The following is a 13,330-nucleotide window of genomic DNA, read 5'->3' as shown; positions in this document are numbered from 1 at the left end:
CCAAGGGGCAGCCCCGGTTGCTACCGGGTGATACCGCCTATGAGTCGCCAATTTGCCATAAATTGCAGCGATTTCACGCCCGTTCCCCAAGAGGCAGATTTGCGCTTGAACTCCCCTCACTGCCGCGGCTATACGGGTCGACGGAGACGTGGCCGAGTGGTCGAAGGCGCTCCCCTGCTAAGGGAGTAGGCGGGAAACCGTCTCGAGGGTTCGAATCCCTTCGTCTCCGCCATCATTTCATCAACAAGCCGGCACAGACGTTTTGCTAGCGGTGGCCGCATGGCCTGCCGGGTGCACCGGCTCCTGGGGGGGGTGAGGCGGCGATATTGAGCCTCAACAGATGTTTTTGTTTATGAACGGGTGATCCAGGCGGCAAACAGGCCGATTGCTGCGAGGCCAAGGAACAATTCAACCCCATGTGTGTGCATGCTTCCGTCTGAATGCGCCAGAGCGGGGGTTGCGAGTGCGGCGGCAACGCTGGCCAAGAGGGCAGATTTCATTCTTCGATTTCCTGTTTGCGTTGATAGAGAAAGTCGCGGATGTCGAGCGTGGATTTCTCATCCATCGACACATAGATCAGCGACATATTGGTGCGTTCCTGAACCATCTGACCGGGAAAGGGCAGATAGCTCAGCTCTCGGGATCCGAAAGAGGGGGAGGCGGTGCCAACCTGCCAGTCGGTTTTCAGCTCAACATCGATCAGTTTGAGCGCCTTGGCCCCGTCTTTGGAGGGGCGCTCGAACGGAACGCCAGCCAGTTTCAGATAGCTGGTTTTGTCGGAAGCTTGCAGAAACCCGTCAATGAACTGCGTGGCGAGGACCTGCAGGTCTGCGGCTTCGTCCTCGTGATGCATATGGCTGTGCAGGTGATCGCCATGGGCATGATTGTGGCCATGCCCGTGCGGGTGATCGTGGTGGTGGGGATGTGGGTGATCGTGTGGCATCAGACACCCACCTTATGCGGGCCGTCATTTGACCAGCGATTGCCTTTAAACTCGCCATGTGGGGTGGTTACTGGCTTGTCGATGAACTTCTTATGCGCACCCATTTTGCCATTCGACACCAGCGCCCCCAGCACATCTACAATCACACGGGTGCCCATCAGGGCGGTGATGTCCGAGGTGTCATAGGGCGGCGAGACCTCGACCAGTTCCATGCCACAGATGCCTTCGGCAGCAATGCCCGAAGCCAGTGCCAAAGCCTCGCGCGGGAGGAAACCACCGGGTTCCGGCCAGCCGGTGCCGGGCACAAAACCGCAATCGATGCTGTCGATGTCAAAGGACATATAGACCATGTCGACGCCGTCCCAGGCCATCTCAAGCGCCATTTCGATGGTTTTGTCGACGCCTATCTTTTCCATGTCGCCCATGGTGATGATGTTGGTCTCGCGTTCGCGGGCAACCTTGACCGCCTCGCGTGGGACCTGCCAGCCGCCAATGCCGATCTGCACGAGGTTCTTTGCAGGCACATTGGGCAGGTTGGTCGAATGAAACCAGGGCGTGGTGTGCATCCGCTCATCCAGGTCTTTTTCCTGAATGTCGGCATGGCGGTCGAAATGCACGATGCCGATCTTTTTCGAAGTGCATTCGGCAATGCCGCGCACGCAGGGGAAGCCGATGGAATGGTCGCCTCCAATCATAATCGGCAGAGAACCAGAGCTGAACACATGGCTGACTGCGCGGCTGATCTGGTCAAAGCTCTTTTCGATATTGGCGGGGATGGTGAACACATCCCCCGCATCGCACATGGTCATCTGTTCGCGCAGATCGACGCCAATCTCGTAGTTATACGGCGTATAAAGCGCCGAGATCTTGCGCACGCCTTGCGGGCCAAAGCGCGTGCCAGGGCGATAGGTTGTGCCGCCGTCAAAGGGGATGCCCAGCACAGTGGCGTCGTAATTGGCGACCTCTAGCACGTCCTCGGCATAGGGGGCCTTCAGAAAGGTATTGATCCCGGCGAAATGCGGCAGTTCTCCGCGCGCAAAAGTCGGGATGGACTTATCCTCGATGCTGTCCGCGCCGGTCAGGCCCATGCGCAGCGCCCAGCGGCGTTCTTCATCGGCGCGGCCTTCGGGCAGGTCTGCCTCTTTCTGCATGGCTTTCCATCCGGCCAGTTTGGTCAGGTCCGGGTGGTGAAAGCGTTTTTCGCGTTGCGCAACGCGGTCACGCAAATCCATCGGATGATGCGATTGTCTCCGCTTTGGTTCCGTAAACACGATGGTTTCTCCCAATTACATGTCCCGCAATTTGTGCGGGGGCTTCCGAGCTTTGGTGATCCTCTTCTGCGGAGCCCGGCGGCGCAGAGGAGGCTTGGCTTACCCCAGCGACAGTGAGGGGTATTGATCCAGAATGTCCTGAAACGGCATGCCCTTGTTTCGAGCGTCGAAATCATAGGTGATCGTGGCCCCGAACAGCCCGGGATCTTGTGGGTCCCAGCGCGGTTTGTCGAAGACCAAGACGCGGTCGCCCAGTTTGAACGCTTCGTCCAGGTCATGGGTGACCATGAAGACGGTCATGTTGGTCTCGTCCCGAAGTTCCAAAAGGAAATCATGCATTTGCAAACGTGTCCCCGGATCGAGCGCGCCAAAGGGTTCGTCCAACAGCAAGATGCGCGGCTTGGCTGTCATGGCCTGCCCGATGGCAAGACGTTGCTGCATTCCGCCTGACAGCGAGGCCGGGTATTGCTGGGCCACGTGGTTCAGGCCGATGCGTTCCAGCATGGTATCCGCGCGCTGCTCTGCCTGTTTGCGCGCGGTCCCGCGCAGGCGGCCAAAGGGTTTGTCAAAACTCTCGGCTGCGATCAGGTTTTCGCGCACCGTCAGGTGTGGAAAGACCGAATATTTCTGAAAGACAACGCCGCGCTCGCGGTTCGGCTCAACTGCGGTTTCGCCGCCCTCGATGCTGATATCCCCTTTATGGGGGCGCTCTTCGGCGAGAAGCATGCGCAGGAACGTGGATTTCCCACAGCCGGATGCCCCGACGATCGAGATAAACTCGGCCTCATCGACGGCGACGTTGACCCGTTCCAGGATTGAACGGTTTCCATAGCGTTGCCAGACATTTGTGACGCTTACAAAGCTCATAGGTTGGCCTCCATCCAGGGGAAGGCGCGGCGCGACAGGGATTTGAGCAGCCAGTCAATGACAAAAGCAAGAACAGTGATCCAGATGACGTAGGTCAGGATGACATCCATCGCCAAATAGCGCCGAACCAGGAAGATGCGATAGCCAAGCCCGACATTCGAGGCGACCGCCTCGGCGGCGATCAGGAACAGCCAGGCAGAGCCGAGCGACAGGCGAACATTTGAAATCAGGCGGGGCAGGATTTGCGGCAGCGCCACGCGCAGGGCAATGACCCAGCTGGAGGCCCCAAGCGTTTGTGCTTTGACGATTTGTTCTTTGGGAATCTCCATCACCCGTTGCGCCAGATCACGGGTCATGAAGGGGGTTATGCCAATCACGATCAGCACAACCTTTGAGACCTCGCCAAGGCCAAAAACGATGAAGAGGATCGGCAAGAGGGCCAGCGGAGGTACCATGGACAGGACAGCGATAAAGCCCGAGAACAAGGACCGCGCATAAGGCAGCAAGCCAATGGCCAGACCCAAGGCCAGTGACAGCATTGCCGAGATCGTCACGCCCCCCAAAAGCCGCGCCAAACTGGCAAAGGTGTCGTTCCAGAGCAGGATTTCCTTTGACCGTTTGTCCGGCACCGTAAACAGGCGCTCCGCCGTCTCGACAATGGTTGTCGGCGCTGGCAGCAGCTTGTCCTGCGGATTGGCAGTGAGGCGGATATCCGACGCAATCGAATAGGCCACAAAGATCATGATAAAGGGCAGGGCTGCCAGCAAAAGCGCAGCAGGGCGGCCCGGAATGTGATTGATCAATCTCATGGCAAGGCTGTCCTTGAGCTGAGAGGGATGGGCGGCGCGAAGATCACCGCCCATCAGGAAGCTTTAGAGAGCGCCGTCAGCGGCCATTTGCATGTAGGTTGTGTCAAAGCGGAACTTCACATTGGCTTCGGAGCCGGTGATCTTTCCGTCCGGATAGGCGATACCGACGAAATCCGCGCTGGGCGCGCCCTCGCCCAGAATGCCCTTGTCGAACAGGAACTCGGCCACATTGGTCATCGTGGTGGGCAACGCGTCAGAGCTGGCCTGTGCCACTGCAGCAGCCGGGTCAAAGAACATCTCGGTCGCCGCCAGCTGGGCTTTGTACCCGGCCAGATCGGTTCCCGAAGCCTCTGCCAAAGCGGTCAGGACCTCTTCGTCACCGGCAGCCATCAGCGCCATGACTTCGTACCAGGCACCGGCAACTGCCTTGCCAAAGTTCGGATTGGCCTCGAGCGTTTCGGTGTTCACCACCATCAGATCAAGGATTTCACCGGGGATTTTTGAGCTATCAAACAGGTTCACCGCATCCGGGCTGGACCCGATAATCTCGGACACCAATGGGTTCCAGGTGACCACGGCCTCGACCTCTTTGGTGGCAAAGGCGGCGATCATGTCGGCGTCAGAGGTGTTGATGACCGAGGTGAGATCGGATTCCTCGAGGCCGACACTGTCCAACCCACGTGCCAGCAAATAATGCGACACCGAAAGCTCCACCAGATTGACAGGCTTGTCCTTGAGATCCTTCAGGCTGTCCACGCCTTTGGCGATCACCGCGTCATTGCCGTTGGAATAATCGCCGATGATCAGCGCCGTTGTGTCGACGCCGCCGCCGGATGGGATCGAAAGCGTGTCCATATTTGTTGCTGATACACCGTCAAAGGCCCCGGCCGTATATTGGTTGATGGATTCGACGTAATCGTTGAACTGCACGATCTCGACATCAATACCGTATTTGTCGGCCCATTTATCCATGATGCCGCTATCCTCAAGATAGCCCCACGGCATCCAGCCCACATAGATGGACCAAGCCAGTTTGAATTCGGTCTTTTCTTGCGCGGCAAGCGGTGCGGTTGTCGCGGTCAGAATACCCAAGGCAAGAGCGGTCGCAGACATCAGTTTGGTCATGTGCATGTAAGTCCCCGTTGTCACGTCCCGCCGAAATCGTGGTTGGTTTTCGGCCCGCTGGCGGAACAATGAGATCAGGGCGCGGACAAAACCAGCGCAGTAACCTCCCGGGATTTTGGCCCGCCGTGTGCCTTTCCGGAATTTGCCGGAAAGGTGGCGCTTCTCGGACCTGACCTGATGATATCAGCGGAACCCTAAGCACCCTGCAGGCTCAGCACAGCGCAGAGCGGTTGCGATGAGCAAGTTTGCGGCGTGTGGTTTTTATCTGGGGGCGGAAAATGAACAAAAAACGGGCAGGATTCGCGGCGTGTGCACGTTTTCTGGTCTTGGGTTCGGCCTGTTTGGCTGGCGAACTGCCGGATTAACCCGGTGCTGAGATGCTTTCCGGGTGCAAAAGACCGGGGGCGAATCCCGATGCGAGATCAAGAAAAGATCGCGATTTTGCGCTATGTGCCGCGTCGATCAGCGGAGCTTAGTCGCTGAATTTCGTCAGGTCAAAATCGGGCAGCCTGCCAAAGGCTTCGCGCAAGGCACCGCCCCAACCGTCCGAGATGGCCGCATAATAGGGGTCATTTGCCTCGATACGGAATTCATGATCGCAGCTTAGGGAATCCGCCTTGTAAACGCGCACATCCAACGGCAAATCCACGCCCAGATTGGCCTTGATCGTCGAGTCAAACGACACGAGCAGCAATTTCACCGCGTCGTCAAAGGACATCTCGGCATCAAAGGCGCGCACCAGGATCGGGCGGCCGTATTTGGTTTCGCCAATTTGGAAAAACGGTGTGTCGGCGCTGGCTTCGATAAAGTTGCCCTCGGGATAGATCATGAAAAGCCGGTGATCCCCGCCCTTGATCTGCCCGCCAACCAGGATTGTGGCGTTGAAGCCGCTATCGGCCTTTTGCCCGGCCTCGGCATGATCTGCGATCACCTCCTTGAGCGTGTCGCCCACAAGGACCGCCACCTGAAACATGCTTTCGGCCTGCAAGATGCTTGGGTTGCGATCCTGCGCGGCCTTTACCCGCTCTTCAAGAAGGCTGATCACGGCTTGGGTCGTGGCGAGGTTGCCAGCGGTCATGATCGTAATCGACCGATCGCCGGGCACGTCCCAGGAAAACATCTTGCGAAAGGTTGAAATATTGTCGACGCCCGCATTGGTCCGGGTATCCGACATGAAGACCATGCCATGTTTCAACATAAGCCCAACGCAGTAGGTCATTGTGCCCTCAAATTAAGTTCACGCTCATTATTTAGGCTACTGCTGTACTTGCAAGGCAACTTCAAGCGCTTCTTGGCCCGCGCCCTGCCGAATACCCAGAATTGGTGCGGCATCGCGATAATCGCGGCCTGTGGCAAGGGTGATGTAGCGTGAGTCGGGGGAGATACCGTTTGAGACATCAAACCCAACCCACCCAAGGCCGCTGACATGGACTTCGCACCAGGCATGTGTTGCGTCCTGATCCACACGATCATCCATCAGAAGATAGCCAGAGACATACCGCGCCGGAAAACCCAAGGCGCGCGCAACGGCAATCATGATATGCGCGTGATCCTGACAGACACCTTGACCCGAGGCCATGGATTGCTCGGCGCTGGTTGTGCTGTCAGTGACGCCGATTTGATAGGCGACCGCCTTTGAAACCTCAGAAGACACCGCGTGCATCAAGGCCACATCATCCATGTCCTTGCGCAGTTTCTGCATCTCGCTGACCAAAGGCCGGATCGTCGCGCCCGGTTTGGTTTGCTCGGTGGGTTGTTGGAAAAGCCAAAGCGGCGCATAGCCGCGATGCGGGCCCGTCACACCGGCCAAATCATCGACCTCGACAACGCCCTCATTCAAGATCTCGACCGACGTTGCAGCATTGTCCACTTTGACCAGCTGCGTGCGGTTCTGGAATTGATCGTCAAATTCAACTTGCCTGGCCCCACCCGTCACCGAGGTGGTCCATTCCAGAACGGTTTGGCCTTTGCCGTCTTTCGGTGTCAAACGAAGTTGTTGCAATGCGTAATGGACAGGCACGTCATAAGAATAGGTCGTGACATGCCGGACCGTTAGTCGTCTTGTCTCAGCCATAAAAGCGGAAATCCTCCTCGATATGCCCGGCCAGTTTGGCATTATCGGCGATAAAGCTGCTCAGAAATTCGTGTAGCCCGTCCTCAAAGATCGTATCGACGGTCTGCGAATTGATCCGATGACACAAGGCATCGACCTGAACATTGCTTTCCTGCCGCGAGGCATATTCCTTTTCAAGATGCCCCAGGTTTTCGCCGATCTTCTTGGCGCAGAATGCCAGGGATCTGGGCATTCGGCTGTCCAAAATCAAGAAGTTCGCGATAGAGGCCGGCCCGCTTTCCCCGCCCGAAAGCCAACGATAGCTGCGCTCGGCAGAGACTGAGCGCAGGATGACCTCCCATTGCGCATTGTCGATCGAAGACCCGACAAACGCCGCTGAGGGCAGCAGGACGTAATATTTTACATCCATAATGCGTGCCGTATTGTCTGCCCGTTCGATAAAGGTGCCGAGGCGGGCAAAGGCAAAGATGTCGTTGCGCAACATGGTGCCGTGCAAGGCTCCGCGAACCACCGATGTGCGAAACCGGATCTGGGTGAGAATGTCATGCATCGCGCGTTCGGTCACCGGGCGCGACAGCAGATCCTTGAGAACCATCCAACATTCATTGGTGGCTTCCCAAACTTCGGAGCTAAGCGCGGTGCGTACCAATCGCCCGTTATTCCGGGCCGCCGTGATCGCGGTCATGACAGAGGATGGGTTATCCTTGTCCCGCAGCATGAAGTTGATCACCTGCGCAGCGTCATAGCTGTCATATTTCTCAAGATAGGCGTCATTCATCCCGGCCGTAGTGATGATTGACTGCCACTCGTTTGAATCCCCTTCCGAGCGGGTCAGCGCAATGTGCCAACCGGCCTCCAGAAGACGAGCGGTGTTTTCGGCGCGTTCAAGATAGCGGAACATCCAGAACAGGCCGCCAGCAGTTTTGCCCAGCATCATGTTTTAGTCTCCCAATACCCAAGTGTCTTTGGTGCCGCCGCCCTGAGACGAATTCACCACGAGGGAGCCCTTTTTCAGAGCGACCCTGGTCAACCCGCCAGGGGTGATGTCGACCCGATTGGGAGAGACGAGAACAAAGGGCCGCAGATCGACATGTCTGGGGGCCAGCCCCGCCTTGGTCAGAATGGGGACGGTCGACAGGGAAAGCGTCGGCTGGGCGATATAGTTCGCCGGGCGCGCGCGCAGTTTCTTTTCAAAGGCGGCAATTTCCTTTTTCGAGGCCGCGGGCCCAACCAGCATCCCATAGCCGCCTGATCCGTGCACTTCTTTCACGACAAGATCGGCCAGGTTGTCGAGCACATATTTCAGGCTGTCTGGTTCCGAGCAGCGCCAGGTTGGCACGTTCTTTAGAATTGCCCGTTCGCCTGTGTAGAACTCAACAATATCAGGCATATAGGAATAAAGCGCCTTGTCATCGGCGATACCTGTGCCAGGCGCGTTTGCAATAGTGATATTGCCCGCCCGATAGACATCCATAATCCCAGGAACGCCAAGCAGACTATTGGGATTGAATGTCAGCGGATCAAGGTAATCATCATCCACCCGACGATAGAGCACATCAATGGGTTGATACCCTTGCGTCGTGCGCATGGAGACATAGCCGTCTTCGACACGCAGATCGGTGGATTCCACCAGTTCAACGCCCATTTGATCCGCCAGGAAGGCATGTTCGAAATAGGCCGAATTATGGGTCCCCGGCGTCAGGACAGCCACAACAGGTTTGGCGTTCGGAGAGTTCGCCGGGCAGCTATCGGCCAATGAGCGGCGCAAAAGCTGGGGATAAGCCGAGACCGGACGCACCTTTAACTGGCTGAACAACTCGGGAAACATCTGCAACATGGTTTCGCGGTTTTCGAGCATGTAGCTCACACCAGATGGGGTGCGGGCATTGTCTTCGAGAACATAGAATTCATCCTCGCCGGTGCGCACCAGATCGGTACCGACGATATGGGTGTAAACGCCGCCGGGCGGTTTGACCCCGATCATTTCCGGCAGAAAGGCTTCGTTACCCGCAATGATTTCCCTGGGGATACGCCCCGCTCTCAGGATTTCCTGACGGTGGTAGATGTCATGAAGAAACGCATTGATCGCCCGAACGCGCTGTTCAATGCCCCTTTCCAGGGTGCGCCATTCTTTGGCGGCAATGATGCGCGGGACAATGTCGAACGGGATCAGCCGTTCATCCGCTTCTTCTTGTCCATAAACGTTGAAGGTGATGCCAATGCGGCGAAAGAAATTTTCGGCTTCTGCGGATTTGCGCCTGAGCGCCTTCACGTCTTCGCTTCTAAACCACTCAAAGTAGGTTTGGTATGGATTTCGCGGCTCGTCCGTTTCGAGCAACATTTCATCAAAATGCAGGCTGGTATTCGTCATAATATTACGTTCGCACAAGAATTTTTGAGTGCAAGCAGATATATTTAGAAACCGTTTACCTTTCGAAATTTCCGGCGCGGCGCGAAGAAATGATTAAAATTTAGGCAACCCACTGAGGTTGCATTGGAAATTTGATCAAGTTGGGTGCAAGAAATACGTGTATTTGAGCGGATATTTCACGCGGTCAAAGGCTGAAAATCGCTGTTCTCGGGGCCCGGAAATGATCCGCGTGACTGATTTAAAAAGCAAAATTCGACCCGAATCAGAGAGCCGTGTCAAAATCCGTCAATCCCGACCTTTGACGCATGCCCGGCTTTGGCATCCCCTTAGATTTCGCGCTGAAGGCGAAGGCCCGTGGCGGACTTTTGAGTCTCTGCCCATTGCCGAGGGGATTGGCCATACATGCGTTTGAACTCACGGCTGAACTGCGAGAGGCTGACATAGCCGACCTCGAATGCGGCTTCATTGATGCTGGTTCCCCCGGCAACCATCATGGCGGCATTATTCAATCTCATCGCTTTCACAAATTGAATGGGTGACAAGGTGGTCATTTGTTTGAATTTACGGTGGAAAACGGCGCGGCTCATGCCAGCCCGATCTGCCATATCTTCAATGGAAATGGCCGTACCCAGATTGGAAGAAACATGGGCGATAGAGCGGGCAATTGCGTTGCCAGGGCCAAAGGATTGCCGGGCAAACTCGCCAGCTTCACCCTTGAGGATCGCATAATGTAACTCGCGAAGCCGCGACGCGCCCAAAATGGCCGTATCGGTCTTGCTGTCCCCAAGTTGCAACACGCGCAATAACGCCTCGGTAAAGGAGTTATCCCAGCGCGCAAGGCCAATGCTTTGGTTTGGGGGGATGCGGTGACTGGCTGCGGAGTGCGCACCGGAATTGTCCATCTCCAGGATCAGTTCGGCCATGATGCGTTGATCGAGTGAAATCAAAACGCCAAATAGGGGGGTCGCCAAAGACGCCTCTGGCGTTCCGGCCTTGATCGGCATCGAGACCGGACAACAGAGATATTGACCGTCACCGTATACATGCCTTTGCCCGTCAAAGACCGCCTCTTTTGTTCCGCTGACAATGGCCACGATACAGGGGTCATAGACGACGGGTACGCACGGGATGGCCTGTGTCGCACGAAACAGCTGCACCCCCGATATCCCGGTCTCGGTCAGCCCCTCCTGGACGGCCCTTTGGGCGATAAGCTGTTTGATGTCTTCCTTGCTCATGCTTGGAATAGAGGCCGAGATTCTTCTTGTTGCAAGTCGTTTGATATAATTGGGCAAGTATATGCGAGAAATCAGCCTTATTTCGTCTGTTTCTGAGAGTTATTTGCATGGGCAAGATGCGAAACTCAACAGCGCTGTCTCGCAGGCAGTGAAGCAAGGACGAAGCGATGCCAGATACAACTTTCGGACCCAAAGGCTGGACGCCTGAGCGGCTTGGCCCGCAGAATGGGAAAACCTATCTGATCACCGGCGCCAATGCCGGAACCGGGTTTCAGGCAGCTCGGATCCTTTTGGCCAAAGGGGCGCAAGTGGTCATGCTGAACCGCAGTGTGGACAAGTCCGAAGCCGCCATTCAAAGTTTGAAGGATGAGTTTGGACAAGAGGCGAAGGTCAGCTTTGTGCGTATGGATCTTTCCGATCTTGCCAGCGTGCGCAGGGCGGCTCAGCACGTGCTGGAAACAGTCCCGCAGATCACTGCGTTAATCTGCAACGCGGCCATCGCCCAGGTGCCCGTGCAGAAACTCACCGTGGACGGGTTTGAAAGTCAGCTTGGCACCAATCATTACGGCCATTTCCTGCTTTGCGGGATGCTGTTTGACCGTTTTGAGATGTCCAAAGGGCGGATCGTGGTTGTCGCCAGTCTTGGTTACAATATGGGGATCAAAACCATTCAGTTCGAAGACATGAACTGGGACAAGAATTACAGCGCCAACCCGGTCTATAGCCAGTCCAAGCTGGCGCAAATGATGTTTGCCTACGAGTTGCAGGATCGCGTCAAAGCGGCTGGCAAGGCGGTGGGGGTCTTTGTCTGCCATCCCGGCTCGTCCGCGACCTCATTGATTACAACAAGCGGCGGCTTTTTGACCCGTATTTTGTTCAAACTCATGTCCCTGTCACCAATGGTGCAGAGTGCTGAAAAAGGGGCCTATCCAGAGGTGATGTGTGCAACCGAAGACGGGCTGGCACAACGCGCCCTCTATGGCCCTACGGGGCGGATGCAATTCGTTGGGCCTGTCGGCAAAGGCGTGCTCAACGCGCATGCATATGACAAACCGGTTATGACCCGGCTTTGGCAAGTGTCTGAGGAGGCGGTAGGGTTTACCTGGAACTTGCACAAAGCCGGGTCGTCAGAAGGGCGCACCCTTCTATGAATTGAGGTAGTTTTCGAGAGTCTTGGCGACTCCTTTGGTCCAGAGGGATCGAAGATGTCTGTCAAAGGTAGCTGCAAAACCTACGTTATGGGCAATATCGCCATAGATCTCGTCCATACCCAACCACATTTGCGGGTCCTGTTTGGCCAAACTGGCATTGTGTTGGAGCTTGTCCCAAACCGGGTCATTGGGGGCGATGGTTGAACCGTCTTCGCGGGTGCCCGCACACATGCGCGCCCAAAGGGCCTGAACCAGCGCCAGACCTGTGATAGGGGTTCCTGCCGCGATGGCTTCGCGGATGACCGGCAACAGCGCACCGGTGTGGCGGGATGACCCGTCAAAGGCAACGCGGCGGACGGTGTCAAGGATCTCGGGGTTGGAAAACCGCCGGTCGACCAGATCAACATAGGCGCTGGGCGTCATGCCGGGAACGTCTTGCACATGTGGGGCGATTTCCTCCAACACAACCTTGCGAAACAGGGCGCGGATAGCCGGGTTTTGCATGGACTGAGCGATGGTTTCGAGCCCAAGAATCTCTGCCGGGGCGGCAATGATCTGGTGACCGCCATTCAGAATACGCAGCTTCATCGCCTCATAATCATGAACCTTGTCGGTAAAGGTGACGCCGACTTTTTCCAGCGCAGGGCGGCCCGCGCAAAAGTTGTCTTCGAGGATCCATTGCCGGAAATTCTCGTGCGTGACAGGCACCGCATCGTCCAGGCCAAATTTGCGCACCAATGCCAGCTCTCGTTCTCCGGTGGCGGGCACGATGCAATCGACCATCGAATTGGGAAAGCTGCAATTATCCCGCACCCAATCGGCAAAGTCCGGGTCCATAAGTTGGGCAAGCGAGGTCACGACCTGACGCATGATCACCCCATTGCCGGGCAGGTTGTCACAGCTTTGAATCGTAAAGGGGCCGGTACCTGCAGAACGACGGTTTCTAAGCGCGGCGAGAATGGCTCCAAAGGCTGTGGTGGGCGCATCTGGCGTGGCGACATCCTGTTGAATATCGGGCTGGGTTGGGTCGAATTCCTTGGTTGAGGGCGACAGGTAATATCCGCCTTCGGTCACGGTCAGCGACACGATCCGAATGTCGGGCTGCGACATACGTTCGATCAGAGCCGCATGGCCCGGTGTGACCGGCACGTAATCGATCATCGAACCGACAATTTCCGCCGATGTGCCGGATGGGTCCAGCTCGACCAATGTGCTGAGATAGTCCTGCTCGGCCATCTTTTGGCGCTGGACCTCATCATAGCTGCGCACACCCGCGCCGATAATCGCCCAATCATGATCCTGTCCCTGCTGGAACAGCCGATGCAGATACCAGGCCTGATGCGCGCGATGAAAATTGCCCAGACCGATATGGAGAATGCCGGAGCGCAATTGGCTCCGGTCATAGCGCAGGCCTTTGACCCCCGCGGGGAGGGTGTCCAAAGCAGCGTTTTTGAGTTTGGTCGCCATAATGCACCGGTCTTGTT

The 13,330-nt window shown here is 56.5% G+C and carries 13 protein-coding genes, 1 tRNA gene and 1 riboswitch; of the genes, 2 read left to right on the top strand and 12 right to left on the bottom strand.

Annotated elements, in window-relative coordinates; all coding sequences use genetic code 11:
* The first annotated feature begins 142 nt into the window (after window positions 1–142).
* Window positions 143–232: transfer RNA gene (locus tag CLV87_RS07315), tRNA-Ser, on the top strand.
* Window positions 233–350: 118 nt separating this feature from the next.
* Here the strand turns inward: CLV87_RS07315 and CLV87_RS07310 are convergent.
* From CLV87_RS07310 to CLV87_RS07260, 11 genes are all read right to left on the bottom strand, one after another.
* On the bottom strand, window positions 351–500 hold the full coding sequence (locus CLV87_RS07310) for a peptidase M23 (protein ID WP_099242360.1): 150 nt from the start codon (window positions 498–500) through the stop codon (window positions 351–353).
* Window positions 497–943 (bottom strand): hypothetical protein, encoded by a 447-nt coding sequence (locus CLV87_RS07305; protein ID WP_099242362.1) that lies wholly within the window; start codon window positions 941–943, stop codon window positions 497–499. Before CLV87_RS07305 ends, CLV87_RS07310 begins: the two co-directional genes overlap by 4 nt.
* Window positions 943–2,214, bottom strand: a complete 1,272-nt coding sequence (locus CLV87_RS07300) for an agmatinase family protein (RefSeq protein ID WP_208293328.1) — start codon at window positions 2,212–2,214, stop codon at window positions 943–945. Before CLV87_RS07300 ends, CLV87_RS07305 begins: the two co-directional genes overlap by 1 nt.
* A 99-nt stretch (window positions 2,215–2,313) precedes the next feature.
* Entirely contained in the window at window positions 2,314–3,081 is a 768-nt protein-coding gene (locus tag CLV87_RS07295) for an ATP-binding cassette domain-containing protein (protein WP_099242365.1), read from the bottom strand.
* On the bottom strand, window positions 3,078–3,944 hold the full coding sequence (locus tag CLV87_RS07290) for an ABC transporter permease (RefSeq protein WP_255301688.1): 867 nt from the start codon (window positions 3,942–3,944) through the stop codon (window positions 3,078–3,080). The genes CLV87_RS07295 and CLV87_RS07290 overlap by 4 nt, the downstream gene beginning before the upstream one ends.
* Window positions 3,945–3,953: 9 nt before the next feature.
* Window positions 3,954–5,015, bottom strand: coding sequence for a putative urea ABC transporter substrate-binding protein (locus CLV87_RS07285; RefSeq protein ID WP_235871860.1), 1,062 nt, complete (start codon window positions 5,013–5,015; stop codon window positions 3,954–3,956).
* Between the two features lie 102 nt (window positions 5,016–5,117).
* Window positions 5,118–5,224, bottom strand: a riboswitch (guanidine-I (ykkC/yxkD leader).
* Between the two features lie 263 nt (window positions 5,225–5,487).
* A complete protein-coding gene (locus CLV87_RS07280; protein ID WP_099242369.1) occupies window positions 5,488–6,234 on the bottom strand; it encodes a proteasome-type protease in 747 nt (248 codons plus the stop codon).
* Between the two features lie 36 nt (window positions 6,235–6,270).
* Window positions 6,271–7,089, bottom strand: a complete 819-nt coding sequence (locus tag CLV87_RS07275) for a transglutaminase family protein (protein ID WP_099242371.1) — start codon at window positions 7,087–7,089, stop codon at window positions 6,271–6,273.
* Window positions 7,082–8,023, bottom strand: a complete 942-nt coding sequence (locus tag CLV87_RS07270; RefSeq protein ID WP_099244642.1) for an alpha-E domain-containing protein — start codon at window positions 8,021–8,023, stop codon at window positions 7,082–7,084. Before CLV87_RS07270 ends, CLV87_RS07275 begins: the two co-directional genes overlap by 8 nt.
* A gap of 6 nt (window positions 8,024–8,029) precedes the next feature.
* Window positions 8,030–9,460 carry a circularly permuted type 2 ATP-grasp protein gene (locus tag CLV87_RS07265; protein WP_099242373.1) on the bottom strand — a complete coding sequence of 477 codons (1,431 nt, stop codon included), beginning with the start codon at window positions 9,458–9,460 and terminating at the stop codon, window positions 8,030–8,032.
* Window positions 9,461–9,786: 326 nt separating this feature from the next.
* Window positions 9,787–10,695, bottom strand: a complete 909-nt coding sequence (locus CLV87_RS07260; protein ID WP_099242375.1) for an AraC family transcriptional regulator — start codon at window positions 10,693–10,695, stop codon at window positions 9,787–9,789.
* Window positions 10,696–10,862: 167 nt separating this feature from the next.
* On the opposite strand from CLV87_RS07260, the gene CLV87_RS07255 reads away from it, so the two are divergent.
* Window positions 10,863–11,846: an SDR family oxidoreductase gene (locus tag CLV87_RS07255; RefSeq protein WP_099242377.1), complete on the top strand. Its 984-nt coding sequence runs from the start codon at window positions 10,863–10,865 to the stop codon at window positions 11,844–11,846.
* Here CLV87_RS07255 and CLV87_RS07250 read toward each other — a convergent pair.
* Window positions 11,841–13,313, bottom strand: a complete 1,473-nt coding sequence (locus tag CLV87_RS07250; RefSeq protein ID WP_099244645.1) for a mannitol dehydrogenase family protein — start codon at window positions 13,311–13,313, stop codon at window positions 11,841–11,843. The two genes, CLV87_RS07255 and CLV87_RS07250, sit on opposite strands and share 6 nt — an antisense overlap.
* Between the last annotated feature and the right edge of the window lie 17 nt (window positions 13,314–13,330).

The organism is Pelagimonas phthalicica (assembly GCF_004364805.1).
In the GTDB taxonomy this organism is placed as follows: Bacteria; Pseudomonadota; Alphaproteobacteria; order Rhodobacterales; family Rhodobacteraceae; genus Pelagimonas; species Pelagimonas phthalicica.
Note: the sequence above shows the minus strand (reverse complement) of the source record. Positions and strands in the feature narration are given on the sequence as shown.

Coding starts and splice junctions, on each gene's coding strand:
- CLV87_RS07280 (WP_099242369.1), bottom strand. CDS start 6,234: ATGACCTACTGCGTTGGGCTTATGTTGAAACATGGCATGGTCTTCATG.
- CLV87_RS07275 (WP_099242371.1), bottom strand. CDS start 7,089: ATGGCTGAGACAAGACGACTAACGGTCCGGCATGTCACGACCTATTCT.
- CLV87_RS07265 (WP_099242373.1), bottom strand. CDS start 9,460: ATGACGAATACCAGCCTGCATTTTGATGAAATGTTGCTCGAAACGGAC.
- CLV87_RS07290 (WP_255301688.1), bottom strand. CDS start 3,944: ATGGGCGGTGATCTTCGCGCCGCCCATCCCTCTCAGCTCAAGGACAGC.
- CLV87_RS07260 (WP_099242375.1), bottom strand. CDS start 10,695: ATGAGCAAGGAAGACATCAAACAGCTTATCGCCCAAAGGGCCGTCCAG.
- CLV87_RS07310 (WP_099242360.1), bottom strand. CDS start 500: ATGAAATCTGCCCTCTTGGCCAGCGTTGCCGCCGCACTCGCAACCCCC.
- CLV87_RS07305 (WP_099242362.1), bottom strand. CDS start 943: ATGCCACACGATCACCCACATCCCCACCACCACGATCACCCGCACGGG.
- CLV87_RS07295 (WP_099242365.1), bottom strand. CDS start 3,081: ATGAGCTTTGTAAGCGTCACAAATGTCTGGCAACGCTATGGAAACCGT.
- CLV87_RS07270 (WP_099244642.1), bottom strand. CDS start 8,023: ATGCTGGGCAAAACTGCTGGCGGCCTGTTCTGGATGTTCCGCTATCTT.
- CLV87_RS07250 (WP_099244645.1), bottom strand. CDS start 13,313: ATGGCGACCAAACTCAAAAACGCTGCTTTGGACACCCTCCCCGCGGGG.
- CLV87_RS07285 (WP_235871860.1), bottom strand. CDS start 5,015: ATGACCAAACTGATGTCTGCGACCGCTCTTGCCTTGGGTATTCTGACC.
- CLV87_RS07255 (WP_099242377.1), top strand. CDS start 10,863: ATGCCAGATACAACTTTCGGACCCAAAGGCTGGACGCCTGAGCGGCTT.